Here is a 12,986-nt window from a genome sequence, read left to right as displayed (position 1 = left end):
TATATTTATGGAAACAACCACACGCAATGCCCCCGAGAGAAAGAATGTGCAAGGGCTCATCTTAAAAGGCTATACACATCCTTATTCCTGCCACCTGCTTTTTCAACTGCCCGGCAGCACGCAATCGCCTGGCAGTACACCAACTGAGCTTAGCCAACAACAGACCTTTTTTAAAGCATTGTACAGTCATGTACAGTCTGCAGAAGATTGGGGTGTATACAAACCGGTATCCATGCTCAACATTGGCCTAACCTTCAACGGTATTTCAAAGCTCGATCCTGCAATTATCAGGCAACAAGACCTGCAACGATTTCCGGTAACTTTTCGGGAGGGCCCTGCTTCCGGTGGTTCGCAGCAATCACTTGGAGACAACGCTGGCAAAAACAATAAAAGCAATCCGCAAAACTGGTGGAATGGTCAGGGTGATGCGGTAACCAATAATCTTGATTGCATTGTTCATATCTATAGCCTGACGGAAGAAGATCTGGAGATACTTATTGCATATGTGTTAGATGCAGCAAAAACCAACGGTCTGACGGAATTTATTCCATTATTACCCGCAATAAAAAATGGTCGGTTGTATCAGTCTATTGTAGATAAAGACCCGGCGAAAATACACTTTGGCTATACCGATGGTATTTCTGAACCGTCGCTTAAGCCATCAGAAGGAACACCAAGTGCTGAATCCAACAACAATTTCGTTATTGGCTATCCACAAGATGCCCTCACCGTACCTGGACCAACAGGTGAAGACACTGCAAGCATTTTTGCAAAAGACGGCTGTTATAACGGCTTCCGTGTGATTCATCAGGATGTCGCTGCTTTCAATCGTTTTCTTAAAAACCCGACGACCGATCCCGCGGTGATGCAGCAATTGCAGCAACTAAAGCTGGAGACCTCTTTAGAGGAATGGCTTGCAGCAAAAATGTGCGGTCGCTGGCGCAATGGTTCTCCTTTAATGCTTAGTCCCGATAAACCAGCACATGAAACCTCACACGAAGAGAACTTCAACTATTCTGTTACCGACGCTTCCGGTCATAAAGATGATATTACCAGCTCGCTTCGTTGCCCTTTCTCTGCGCATACACGTGTGGCCAATCCGAGAGACCAGCAAATGGTTGCAGCAGAGGGAACGTTTGTTCCGCGCATCGTCAGAAGAGGCGTACCGTATGGGCCAACAATGGATGATCAGGTTGTAGTAGATGACGGCCAGGACCGAGGACTCATCGGTCTGTTCCTTTGTGGCGACCTTGCAGGACAGTTTGAAAAAATCTATGGCTGGATGAACAACAATAATTTTAGCGGCAAGGAAATTTTCAGTGTCCGGAAACCACCACAAGATGCACTGCTTGGAGATAAAACTGCAGCCAACTCCGATGCGTTCCCCGGAACGGTCACGAGCTTTATTATTCCTGTGGATGCAAACAACAAAATCACGATCCCTACCCTACCAAATTTTCTGGTGACGAGGGGTACAGCGTATTGTTTGTTGCCGAGCATGGAAACGTTGGGGAGGATGGCGGGTGTGTAGCATAACGGCGTAAAAAAGCCACTGGGTGTTTTCGCGAGAAAGTTGGGTACGGTATATGTTATTTTGGTTGGAGGTTTTTTTGTTGAAGGTTTAGACTGTACCAAACAGAATAATGCCATTGTGACTAATAAGGTGAATCTCTCAATAAATAAATCCCTGCATAAAATAGAATTTAGAAGTCTAATTAAATTACTATTATTGTGCTTCCAAAACTCGTTGATAACTTATAACATTACGATTTTTAAAAGCATCCTTTGGCGCTATCAAATCTCACCAAATCTTTACTGCCGCAATTTGAAATTTTATATATTAAAAAACTCGCGAACGGATTCAATGTACTCACCTTCATTTCGTAGTATGAGAATAAAGCCTCCGGAATACTCGCTTACTTTTTTAAGGGTAAGTAAATGACGGAAAACAAGAAAAATATATGCATTTAGAATACCACACATTTAATCAGTTAAATAAAAACACACACATTATGGACTACATACCTTTTGAACAAATCCCTTTTGGCGCTGACGATTTTGCGAATAACCCAGAGTCGAGATGTCCTTGCATGCTCCTTCTTGATACATCCGGCTCAATGTCGGGTCTACCTATCCAAGAGTTAAATAACGGAATTCAAACATTAAAAGAAGAACTGATTCAAGATTCACTGGCGTCAAAGCGTGTAGAAATTGCTATGATAACTTTCGGCCCTACAACATTAGAATCCGACTTTCAAACTGTTGACAATTTCTATCCCAAACGCCTTACTACTACAGGAGATACACCTATTGGAGCTGCTGTCACAATGGGTGTAGAACTGATAAACAAGCGGAAACAAGTCTATAAAGAAAACGGCATAGGGTACTACAAACCGTGGATAATATTGATTACAGATGGCGCTCCAACCGACAATTGGTCGCATGCCGCACAATTAATAAAAGAAGGCGAGGCTAACAATCGATTTGCATTTTTTGCTATTGGGGTAGAAGGCGCGAATATGGATACACTCAGTAAGCTGTCTGTTCGTACACCCATAAAACTAAAAGGCTTAATGTTTCGAGAATTCTTCCTTTGGTTGTCGGGATCAATGAAAGGCGTATCTAATAAGAATCCTGGCGAAAACACAAGTTTATTACCTCTATCTGGCTGGAACGAAATATGAGGTGGAAAGCAATTGGACAAAGCGTCATCGGATCATCCCATATAGCATCGGGCAAAAATTGTGAGGATGCCCTGTATCACAGTATAGTCGAACTTAACAACGGTGACCAAGCACTAATTTGTTTTGTTAGCGATGGCGCTGGCAGTGCGAAATACGCCGCGAAAGCCTCAGCAGTCACGGTTCAATTAGCTGTCGAACTTGCAATCGAGTCGGTACGCAATAACATGGCCCTTAATGATAGCATACTCTTACAAATAGCGGAAAGTACTTACGACCATCTGTATCAACTTTCGAAAGAAAATCGAGAACCCAAAAACGAATTTTCATGCACATTGTTGGGTTGCATTTTACTTCCTAATCAAGCAGGTTTCATGCAAATTGGGGACGGTGCTATAGTACGAAATGATGGCAGTAACCATTTCACTCATATTTTTTGGCCTCATAATGGTGAATACCAAAATACAACCTCATTTTTAATCGACAACCCTCTCTTTCCAAGTTTAAAAACAAAAATCATCGATGAAACGATCGAAGAGGTAGCCCTCTTTACTGATGGCTTGCAAATGTTGACATTAATTAATGAAACAGAAACCGTTCATCAGCCGTTCTTTAATCATCTATTTCCTTCCCTAAGAAAGGTTACAGAAGAATCCCACATTTCAATCTTAAATAAAAAACTGAGTGACTATCTATCTGGGCATGGAATTACGAGTAGAACCGATGATGACAAGACCTTATTTTTAGCAACGAAACTTAAGTAATGCCAGAAACCTACATTGGATTAAAAAATACCAATTATTCCCCGAGTTCAAAAATTGGACAGGGGGGCGAGGGAACAGTATTTGAAGTTATGGGCTCTGCAAATCTGGTATTGAAAATATATTCTGACCCGTTAGTTGATGAAAAAATAGAAAAGCTAATCTTCATGACATCCCTATTAACGGACGAGCTGCAAAAATTTGCGGCTTGGCCCTTAGATGTTGTAAAGGATAATAAAGGCAATGTTTGCGGCTTAGTGATGAAAAAGCTAGAAGGGTATGTGCCGTTACACAACCTTTTCAGTCCAATGGACAGAAAGAAGCTTTTCCCGGATAAAGGTTACAATTTCTTAGTGCACGTCGCTCGCAATCTCGCTACCGCATTTTTTAAAATTCATGAGATGGGTATTGTTGTTGGGGACGTAAATGAAGCAAACATCCTTGTGAATTCAACTGGAATGGTTTCACTAATCGATTGCGATTCTTTCCAAATAAAAAATGGCAACAGATATTATTTTTGCGAGGTAGGGATTCCAAGATATACGCCACCGGAGTTATTAGAAAGGGGCTCATTTACAAATGTTATTCGAACAACAAATACAGACAACTTTTCTTTATCTACCCTAATCTTTCAGCTTTTATTTTTAGGGCGTGCCCCTTTTACAGGCATTAATCCAAACAAGCAGGAAATTGATGAAGAAACAGCCATAAAAACTCGAGAATTTGCATACTCGTTGCAACGTACTAATAAGAAATTGTTCCCTGCTAAAAATAGTCTAGAATTTACCAGCCTTCCAGCAGAACTCATTGGTCTATTCCATAAGTCATTTGAAGACTACCCAATTAGACCTGTTGCATCACAGTGGATAAATGAGTTGCAAACATTGAGCAAAGAACTTGTTCAGTGCGGAAAATCAAAAATTCACTTTTTCCCAAAAAAGGCGGGAATTTGTCCATGGTGTCGCTTTAAAAGCGAGTCGAACATTATGTACTTCCTTGATGATTCATACCTAAAAGCGGCTCCTCAATTAGACAATATTGATCTTTTTATACAAGGATTCAGACTAGAACCGTTGGTAATAAAAAAATTGCAAGAAAGTCCTGTCAACACACACTTACACGCAAATTCAATTGATGAAAAATTTAAAAAATTAAAGCGCACAAAAAAGTTTATCATAAGCATTCTAATCGTCGTATTTACTCTTATGACGTTAATCAGTTTAGGATTTTTGTTTGTCGGAGTATTTGCCATCTTAGTTGCAAACAAGCTCTCACAAAAAAAACTGAAAGAAGAATTAAATCGTCGTCAATTTGCCTATGACTCATTAAATCATTCGAAGCAATCTGTCATCAGCCAGCACAACTCCTTATCTCAGCAAAAAAATTATGCACAAATAAGTAATAAAATTGCTGGGCTAATTGAAAATTTCAAAGATTTACCCAATGAATTCGCCTGGACTAAAAAGAAAACTGAAGAGAAACACTATCAACAAAAGTATAACCAATACCTCCAGCAATTCGATATTCGAAATCACACAATTCCATCATTTGGAGCTGCTAAAAAGCTAACCATATATAACAGTGGCATCTGTAACGCAGCCGACATTAATAAATTACGTAGTATCAAAATCGCAGGGATTGGACCTAAAAACATTCAAATTCTGTTTGACTGGCAACGTCATGTTGGTGCAGGTTTCGTGTATACCCCAGATCTTAATTTACTTAATTCAGAAATCAATATTGCATCAGACGCTTTAAAAAATAAGCGTCAAAAATTAGAAGCCCAGATAAAAACCGAATACAATATTCTACTGGCCACTAAAGCTAACGTTCTATCAAGTGCTAGTACTTTCGAACAACAATATCAATCTTTACTCCCGCAGATACAACAAGCGGAATTAGAACTGGAAGCTTTTAAGCAATTTCTTAAAAAAGGTAAATAAGTGGCTGCTTCCCGCTGCAAGAAAGATGCCACTATCCACTTCGTTAATCAGTTTCGCAGTTATCATGCTGCGATGCATCTTCCGTTCCGCTACATATATGTCCTTTACCACTCTGGCGCGTTCATCCCACATGAGCATTATAAATTCCGACTAATGTTCCAGCTGTGATTTTACGTTTGAAACAGCAGTCCACCTTCGGGAAGTTTAAATATTTTATTTTTTAGTTGCCAGCCGGGCAAGCGTAAAAATGCCAAGACTTAAAAGTGCAATATCCAGCACCCGGCACAAGCCTATCAAAAACATAAATCGACTCTCTGAGCCTTGATAGAGATATGAATTACTCATGCTGCGCCAGCCATAGATAGCTGATATGAATGTCCAAACGGAAATGAGCAATAATAAAATGCGCACTAATGGCTTCCGTGAATATCTCAGCAGGATCAGGATCGACGGAAGGCTAACCAGTAGCGAAATAAGCACCAGCATATGCCATTGCATCCATTCTCCCAGCGCTGCACTCTCGTCGTACGACGGCATAGCATAGGCACAGAATGAAAACAATAACATTGTTATAGTGAGCACACGTTTCACAGATAGCAAAGATAAAAGGTCAATGATGATTAAGGAGCTGGAAATTAGTTGAAATGAATTTTCGATTCCCGGTTTCGTACTTTTGAAACCGAAACAATATTTCATGAAAACAGTATTGATAACAGGTGCCAATAAAGGCATTGGTTTTGAAACGGCGAGACAAATGGCTGCACTCGGCTATTTTGTTTATATCGGATGCCGCGACCTATCAAAGGGGTTGGAAGCCGTACGACAGCTAAACGCAACCGGATTGGCAAATATTGACTGCATCCAGATTGATACCACCGATATTTCATCGGTACAAGCTGCAAGACGCATATTGGACAGTAAATCGGGACGATTGGATATCTTAATCAACAATGCGGGTATCGCGGGAGATCAACCTCAGCATATTTCAACAGGCAGCATTGATAATTTGAGGAATGTTTTTGAAACCAACTTTTTCGGCGCAGTACAAACGACCACGGCATTCATTGATCTGCTGAGACAATCTCCGGAACCGAGGATTGTCAATGTTTCCAGTCAATTGGCTTCACTCAGTTTTCATACAAATTCGCAAAATCCAAACCATCGGATATATGATGCTTACAGTTGCTCTAAGACTGCACTCAACGCGTTTACAGTAATGTTGGCGAAAGAATATGCGGACACAAACTTTAAAATCAACAGCGTTGAACCCGGTTATACGGCAACAGACTTAAACGGATTCAAAGGATTGCAAACACCTGCACAAGCAGCAGAGGTCATCGTCAAATACGCGACGATAGACGATGCGGGAGCAACGGGCAAATATTTTAACAAAGAAGGTGAAATGGCGTGGTGATTAGAAACATCAGATGTTTCAAAAAAGGCTACCTGTAATAAACTCCGTCTTCGTTCGAACAATCTGAAGAACGCTTTATAAAAACGGCCCGCGAAATACAACCGGACAACCTTAATTCTTACGATGTCTCGATACTCCTGAACCGCAATCGATCCGAAAAAATAAGTCGAGGAGACAAACAATAAATTAAAAGCCATGAAATTTTGGATACTTATTTCTGTAGTCGGAGGCACGATTTTTACAACCAGTTGCAATAATTCATGCGAATCATACAATAACAATATCGTTCGATCAAGGGAATATAATTTTACGATTGATAGCCTATTTCGCGATCCGAAGAATCACACAGTTCCGACAATTGTTTATACACAGAACGGGAAAAAACGGCTTTTGGGCTTGTTTGACATCGATGACTTATATAACGCTGCCGAAGTTGGCGACAGCGTTTCAAAGGCTTCGGGGCAACTCGAGTATAAATTATTTAAGAAAGACACCATTTTGTCTTTTTACCCATTCTGCGATGGGAAAGATTTAAGATAACACAATGATGCCTTTATAAAATTCAGTAGTTTCATCAGCTTATCGCTTGTGCAAAAACAAGCAACACCTATTCGGAAGGTTAATTTTCACTTCGTAACATAGAATCCGCATTTGGCAATGGATAATTACCAGTCCCCGCAGGCACCGAAGCGTCATCGGAAAGATGAGTGTCTATTACGATCTCGCCTTGTAATAATCGCGCAGCCGGACAATTTTTGGCAATCCAAAGTAGCTTCTCTTTTTGCTCATCTGTCACTGGCTGACCGAACGTGATTGTTCTGACGATCGAGGTTTTAAACGGATCTTCCTCCTGTGACATATTTACGGAGCAATGTATATCCGTAATATCCCATTCTTTTCTTTTGATGTACATACGTAATGTCGTCAGCGTGCATCCGACCAATCCCGAAAGAATCGCTGTAAAGGGATCCGGCCCTATATCCTGACCGCCATTAAAGGGTGGCTCGTCTAACACCAACTGACCGGATCTCCAGTTGATGACCACTTCCTGACGGTCTTTTATAATATCGCCGGTAATATCTTTTGCGAAAAGATGTACAGTTTGTTTCTTACGTATCATTGCGCCTGAATTTTGAAATTGTTCTTTTAAGGTCGAACACGGATAATTGTTTTCCCGCTTACACGGGTAGTTGGATTGAACGCGGCCACTGCATCATCAAGAGACGCAACGGTTCCAATATTTGTTTTCAAGCGTCCATCCCGAATCCTTTGTACGATCTCCGTCAATTGAGCTCGATCTGACTCAACAACAAAATCAATGGCAAGTCCTTCTTTAGGCCACTCCTCTACCGGGCCGACAATGGATACTATTGTTCCTCCTGGCCGAATCAGGCGTGCTGACCGTTTCCCGATTTCACCACCGATAAGGTCGAATACCAGATCAACATTGCCGACGTCTTCCAGTGATTCATTATCTAAATCAACAAACTCCTTTGCACCGAAACCAAGCGCCTTCTGTCGGTCTGCAGCACGTCCGGTGCCGATTACATACGCCCCTGCTTCAGTAGCAAGCTGCGTTACCATAGACCCAACCGCACCGGCCGCACCGTGCGCGATAACACGCTGCCCTGCCTGCAGACGGCCGTGTATAAATAATCCCTGCCAGGCAGTAAGTCCGGAAATGGGCAAACTCGCGCCTACAGTGAAATCAATATCACCAGGCAGCGGTGCAAGGTTTCGTGCTTCGATGGCTATATATTCTGCCAGACTTCCATCACGGTACCAATCGCCGAGACCAAACACTCGTTGCCCTACCGATAGACCAGTTGTACCGTACCCAAGTTTCGTAATTACTCCGGCGAGTTCATGACCGGGTATCGTCGGCGTCCTGTCGTGAACAAAGCGATCTGTCCAGGTAGAAGGCCACGAAAGTTCCGTTTGCACAAATCCCGATGCATGAATTTCAACGATCACATCGTTTATCGCTGGCTGTGGCTCCGGGCGTTCCACCAGCTTCATTCCTGAAGTTCCGGCTGCCTCGTCTGTTACAATAATTGCTTTCATTTTATCCCTCCGTTTGTTTTCAGATTTTAGTATTTAAAATGGTACCATGACCATAACTCAACCTAAAATTAAATCCTATTTTGGCTACCTTAATGGTCCAATTTCAAAATACTTAGGGGTCCAGTTATGATTCAGAAACTTCTAGAGATTTCATTAGTAAAAGACAGTCAGCATAGTCCTCTATACCGCCAGTTAGAATCAGAAATCATTCAGTTAATCTGTCAGGGATTTCTAAAACCCGGTCAGACTTTGCCGTCTTCGCGTGAATTGGCGCAGGGCTTGCAACTCAATCGAAAAACAGTGGTCGCGACTTATGAGGAATTAAATGCACAAGGCTGGGTTGAAACCAGAGAAAGAAGCGGCGTTTATGTTTCGGGCAATCTACCGGATACTACACGTCGTACCACCCCAAATACCAGACCACCGGTACGAAGCCTGCAACCCGGTTATGTGCTGATAACAAAACAAGCATCAAACGGACCAAGCAACGCAGATCCAAATATTGAAATTGTCGGCACGGGCGAACCAACATCTTTATACAAAATAGATGATGGTTTCCCTGATCCCCGAATTGCGCCTATCGAGGAACTGGTGCGGGAATACAGAAGATTTGGAAAAAACCGTTTCACCAACAAATTACTGATGTACGGCCCCGAACAAGGCTCCTATCGCCTGAGAGCTGAACTGGCTAAGTTTTTAAATCGCACAAGGGGCATGCAGGTTACAGATAAGGAGATATTAATCACAAAGGGAACACAGATGGCGATCTATCTGACCGCTCAGCTACTCATCCAGCCCGGTGATATCGTTTGTGTACCGGAGCCCGGATATAGAGATGCGAATCAAAGCTTTGAGCTGGCTGGAGCTTCACTGGCATTTATTCCAGTAGATAAAGAAGGAATGAACGTAGACATGATTGAGCAATTATGTAAAAGCAAAAAGGTGCCGAGATTGATTTATATCATTCCACATCACCACCGCCCTACGACAGTCATGCTGAGTGCCGAACGACGCATGCGACTCATGAACCTCGCTGTCAAATACGGATTTGCACTGTTAGAAGATGATTATGATTTCGATTACCATTTTACGAGCAGCCCACTGCTGCCATTGGCGAGCATGGACACAGGGGGGCATATTATTTACGTCGGATCTTTTTGCAAAAGCATCGCGCCGGGTATCCGAATTGGATTTATGGTGGCGCCGGAAGTTGTAATAAACGAAGCAGCAGCGATTCGCAAATTAATTGACCGTCAAGGTGAGCAGCTGTTGGAGGAAGCCACCGCAGAGCTACTCAGTAACGGAGAAATTTCAAGACATATCAAAAAGTCGCACAAGATTTATCAAGAACGCCTAGACAATGCGTGCCGGTTACTCCGCGAACATTTAAGCCCGTATTTAACCTTTGATAAACCAAACGGCGGATTGGCTATCTGGGCTGCGTACCGAAAGCATATCAGCGCCAGCAAAGTTGCACGAAACGCGGGAAAGCTGGGATTAAAGATCAGTGATGGCAGCAATTATTTTTTTCAGCCAAATGCTGTCAGGCCAAATGACTTTATACGCATCGGCTATTCTTCATTGGACGAAAAAGAAATGGCGGGAGCGATAGACGTATGGAAGCAGGCACTTTCCAATGAAAACAGGAGATGAAATAAAAGGAGCCCAAATATAAAAAGAACGCCGTCTCAGCTTTCGAGACGGCGTTCTTCTGTAATGCGGTATTGCTCCTAATTTTTAGGTTCCAGATGTTTTAGAACCTTTGCTTCAACATAGAAGATGATTTCTTCTGCCATATTTTCGGAATGGTCGCCTATGCGCTCCAGTTTTTTTATTATCGAGTGTGCATAAAGCGCTTCGTCGATGTTGTCAAGATTTTTGTGGATGTACTCGCTGATGATTATACCTGATTGCCGGTTAATTTGGTCGAGAATTTCATCCTTCTGGAAAATGCTGCGTGCCAATGTGGTATTTTCATGTTCAAAGGCCACACGAGTATCATGCAGAATATCGTTTACGATATTGATCATCTGGAGCACCTTAGTCTCTTCAAGCAGTTGCTTGTCAAAACAGGAGGGCGCATCAATCAGGTATTTGCAAATTGTTTTTGCAATATCACCAACACGTTCCAGGTTAGTATTTATTTTTAAAACAGCCAGCAGGAAACGAAGATCCACAGCGACAGGACAGTAAAGCGCAAAGACATTCTCGCAATCGCGGTCAATCTTCAGCTCCAGGGCATTTACGCGTTTTTCCCGTTGAATGACTTCGCGGGCCAGGTCTTTATCAGCATGGAGCATGGCGTCCCTCGTCTTGCTCATTTGCGACTGAACCAGCGTCCACATGTTTATCAGTTCCTGTTTTACTGCTTTTATTTCTATTTCTTGATGTGTCATTACATTTAGTTATTTCGGTAAATACTTAAATAAGCAATCCGGCAAAGAGTTAATCGGTAACCTGATATTTAACTCTTTACCCTTTTGACCCACTAACTGAATCGACCGGTGATATAATTCTGCGTACGGACATCCGCCGGATTAGTGAACATTTTTTTTGTGTTATCATACTCCACCAATTCGCCCATATAAAAGAACGCAGTGCGATCACTGACACGGGCTGCCTGCTGCATATTGTGGGTTACGATGATGAGCGTATAGCTTGCCTTCAGTTCGTGCAGTAGTTCTTCAATACCAGAAGTCGAGATTGGATCAAGCGCAGAAGTAGGCTCGTCCAGTAACAACACTTCAGGTTCCATGGCAATAGCACGCGCGATGCACAACCTTTGTTGCTGCCCACCAGAAAGGAAGGTTCCTTTTTTATGCAACGAATCTTTTACTTCATTCCAGAGTGCAGCACGTGTAAGCGATTGCTCCACCACATTATCGCGATCTGCTTTAGGCAATTTGATACCGTTGAGTTTGTAACCGGCAATTACGTTTTCGTAAATACTCAGGTTAGGAAACGGATTAGGCCGCTGAAACACCATACCAACTTTAAGACGTACGAAGATGGGATGCATCTCGTAAATATCTTTTTGGTCGAGCAGAAACTTACCATCGCAGGTAGCGTCAGGAGTAAGCTCATGCATGCGATTAATACACCGCAGGAAGGTGGTTTTGCCACAACCAGAAGGTCCCATCACCGCAATTACGTTATTGCGTGGAATCTCGATGTTCACATTTTTCACTACGTGGTTCTTGCCGAAATAAGCGTTAAAACCACTTGCACTTACAATTGTATGTTCCATTTTCTTGTTGTCAACTTTGTAATGATGTTTAATAACAGTACCCATGCGAGCAGGATAAGTGACGCGCCCCATGCAAGATTATGCCAGTCGTCGAACGGACTGGTGGCGTAGTTGAAGATGAGCAGCGGCATGCTTTGCATTGGCTTCAGCATGTTGGTGCTCATGTGCGGATTACCAAATGCAGTAAACAGCAGCGGAGCGGTTTCGCCCACAACCCGAGCTACTGAAAGGATAACGCCGGAAAGGATACCGCCTATGGCACATGGCAAAATAACTTTGAGTACTACCCGATGATAAGGCATGCCCAATGCAAGCGCCGCTTCTTTAAGCGAAGGTGGCAGCATTTTTAAAGTTTCCTCTGTAGAGCGTACTACGATTGGCAGCATCATAATGGCCAGCGCAATGCTACCCGACAAACCGGAAAATCCGCCGAATGGCTTTACCAGCCAGAAGTAGGCAACGATACCGATAACGATGGAGGGAACGCCCTGAAGAATATCGATGGAAAGACGGCTCCAGTAAGCAAGTTTTTTGTTTTGGTTCTCGCTGAGATAAATTCCGCAAAGAATACCAACAGGAATGGCCATAATTGCTGCGACACTCACCATCATCACACTGCCGACAAGTGCATTGGCAATACCGCCGCCGGTTTCTCCTACCGGTTTCGGCGTGTTGACCAGAAACTGCCAGTTGATTTTGGTAATTCCCTCTTTGATGATATAACCGAGGATCGCAATCAAAGGCAGTACACAAAGGCAACACAGCAAAACGACCAATGTTTTGAAAGTGGTGCTTTTACCGATTCTATACTTAACTGCAGCCTGCATTTTTGTTGAAATTGATAATTAAATGTTGCGAAGAATGAGTTTTGATAAC

13 protein-coding genes are annotated in these 12,986 nt (G+C 42.6%); 7 read left to right on the top strand and 6 right to left on the bottom strand.

Translation table 11 applies throughout. From position 1 onward, the window contains the following. The first annotated feature begins 7 nt into the window (after positions 1-7). The 4 genes from DN068_RS17640 (at position 8) to DN068_RS17625 (ending at position 5,385) form a co-directional block, all read left to right on the top strand. On the top strand, positions 8-1,531 hold the full coding sequence (locus DN068_RS17640; protein ID WP_111000246.1) for a Dyp-type peroxidase: 1,524 nt from the start codon (positions 8-10) through the stop codon (positions 1,529-1,531). Positions 1,532-2,012: 481 nt separating this feature from the next. Beyond that, positions 2,013-2,684, top strand: coding sequence for a vWA domain-containing protein (locus DN068_RS17635; RefSeq protein WP_111000302.1), 672 nt, complete (start codon positions 2,013-2,015; stop codon positions 2,682-2,684). Continuing rightward, positions 2,681-3,445 (top strand): PP2C family serine/threonine-protein phosphatase, encoded by a 765-nt coding sequence (locus DN068_RS17630; RefSeq protein ID WP_111000245.1) that lies wholly within the window; start codon positions 2,681-2,683, stop codon positions 3,443-3,445. The genes DN068_RS17635 and DN068_RS17630 overlap by 4 nt, the downstream gene beginning before the upstream one ends. Beyond that, complete coding sequence (locus DN068_RS17625; protein ID WP_111000244.1) at positions 3,445-5,385, top strand: protein kinase domain-containing protein; 1,941 nt, start codon at positions 3,445-3,447, stop codon at positions 5,383-5,385. Before DN068_RS17630 ends, DN068_RS17625 begins: the two co-directional genes overlap by 1 nt. Positions 5,386-5,598: 213 nt before the next feature. Here DN068_RS17625 and DN068_RS17620 read toward each other — a convergent pair whose 3' ends face one another. Next, on the bottom strand, positions 5,599-5,976 hold the full coding sequence (locus DN068_RS17620) for a hypothetical protein (protein ID WP_123985397.1): 378 nt from the start codon (positions 5,974-5,976) through the stop codon (positions 5,599-5,601). Between the two features lie 103 nt (positions 5,977-6,079). Here DN068_RS17620 and DN068_RS17615 point away from each other — a divergent pair, with 103 nt between their 5' ends. Together DN068_RS17615 and DN068_RS17610 are read left to right on the top strand one after the other, a co-directional pair. Beyond that, positions 6,080-6,799, top strand: a complete 720-nt coding sequence (locus DN068_RS17615) for an SDR family oxidoreductase (protein ID WP_111000242.1) — start codon at positions 6,080-6,082, stop codon at positions 6,797-6,799. A 195-nt stretch (positions 6,800-6,994) separates the two neighbouring features. Further along, on the top strand, positions 6,995-7,339 hold the full coding sequence (locus DN068_RS17610) for a hypothetical protein (RefSeq protein WP_111000241.1): 345 nt from the start codon (positions 6,995-6,997) through the stop codon (positions 7,337-7,339). Positions 7,340-7,418: 79 nt separating this feature from the next. On the opposite strand, the gene DN068_RS17605 is transcribed toward DN068_RS17610, so the two are convergent. Both DN068_RS17605 and DN068_RS17600 read right to left on the bottom strand, forming a co-directional pair. Next, entirely contained in the window at positions 7,419-7,919 is a 501-nt protein-coding gene (locus DN068_RS17605; protein ID WP_111000240.1) for an OsmC family protein, read from the bottom strand. 26 nt (positions 7,920-7,945) lie between these two features. Then, the gene (locus tag DN068_RS17600) at positions 7,946-8,863 is read right to left on the bottom strand and encodes an NADP-dependent oxidoreductase (RefSeq protein WP_111000239.1); all 918 of its coding nucleotides are present in this window, start codon (positions 8,861-8,863) and stop codon (positions 7,946-7,948) included. Positions 8,864-8,989: 126 nt separating this feature from the next. Between DN068_RS17600 and pdxR the strand changes: the two genes are divergently transcribed. Beyond that, complete coding sequence (gene pdxR / locus DN068_RS17595) at positions 8,990-10,516, top strand: MocR-like pyridoxine biosynthesis transcription factor PdxR (RefSeq protein ID WP_111000238.1); 1,527 nt, start codon at positions 8,990-8,992, stop codon at positions 10,514-10,516. Positions 10,517-10,593: 77 nt separating this feature from the next. Here pdxR and phoU read toward each other — a convergent pair whose 3' ends face one another. From phoU to pstA, 3 genes are all read right to left on the bottom strand, one after another. Next, entirely contained in the window at positions 10,594-11,259 is a 666-nt protein-coding gene (phoU, locus tag DN068_RS17590) for a phosphate signaling complex protein PhoU (protein WP_111000237.1), read from the bottom strand. Positions 11,260-11,351: 92 nt separating this feature from the next. Beyond that, positions 11,352-12,110, bottom strand: a complete 759-nt coding sequence (pstB, locus tag DN068_RS17585; protein ID WP_111000236.1) for a phosphate ABC transporter ATP-binding protein PstB — start codon at positions 12,108-12,110, stop codon at positions 11,352-11,354. Continuing rightward, entirely contained in the window at positions 12,092-12,937 is an 846-nt protein-coding gene (gene pstA / locus DN068_RS17580; RefSeq protein ID WP_111000235.1) for a phosphate ABC transporter permease PstA, read from the bottom strand. The genes pstB and pstA overlap by 19 nt, the downstream gene beginning before the upstream one ends. Positions 12,938-12,986 lie beyond the last annotated feature (49 nt).

The organism is Taibaiella soli (assembly GCF_003236175.1).
Lineage (GTDB): Bacteria > Bacteroidota > Bacteroidia > Chitinophagales > Chitinophagaceae > QKTW01.
This window is presented reverse-complemented; position numbering and strand designations above follow the sequence as displayed.

Coding starts and splice junctions, on each gene's coding strand:
- DN068_RS17640 (WP_111000246.1), top strand. CDS start 8: ATGGAAACAACCACACGCAATGCCCCCGAGAGAAAGAATGTGCAAGGG.
- DN068_RS17635 (WP_111000302.1), top strand. CDS start 2,013: ATGGACTACATACCTTTTGAACAAATCCCTTTTGGCGCTGACGATTTT.
- DN068_RS17630 (WP_111000245.1), top strand. CDS start 2,681: ATGAGGTGGAAAGCAATTGGACAAAGCGTCATCGGATCATCCCATATA.
- DN068_RS17625 (WP_111000244.1), top strand. CDS start 3,445: ATGCCAGAAACCTACATTGGATTAAAAAATACCAATTATTCCCCGAGT.
- DN068_RS17615 (WP_111000242.1), top strand. CDS start 6,080: ATGAAAACAGTATTGATAACAGGTGCCAATAAAGGCATTGGTTTTGAA.
- DN068_RS17610 (WP_111000241.1), top strand. CDS start 6,995: ATGAAATTTTGGATACTTATTTCTGTAGTCGGAGGCACGATTTTTACA.
- DN068_RS17605 (WP_111000240.1), bottom strand. CDS start 7,919: ATGATACGTAAGAAACAAACTGTACATCTTTTCGCAAAAGATATTACC.
- DN068_RS17600 (WP_111000239.1), bottom strand. CDS start 8,863: ATGAAAGCAATTATTGTAACAGACGAGGCAGCCGGAACTTCAGGAATG.
- pdxR (WP_111000238.1), top strand. CDS start 8,990: ATGATTCAGAAACTTCTAGAGATTTCATTAGTAAAAGACAGTCAGCAT.
- phoU (WP_111000237.1), bottom strand. CDS start 11,259: ATGACACATCAAGAAATAGAAATAAAAGCAGTAAAACAGGAACTGATA.
- pstB (WP_111000236.1), bottom strand. CDS start 12,110: ATGGAACATACAATTGTAAGTGCAAGTGGTTTTAACGCTTATTTCGGC.
- pstA (WP_111000235.1), bottom strand. CDS start 12,937: ATGCAGGCTGCAGTTAAGTATAGAATCGGTAAAAGCACCACTTTCAAA.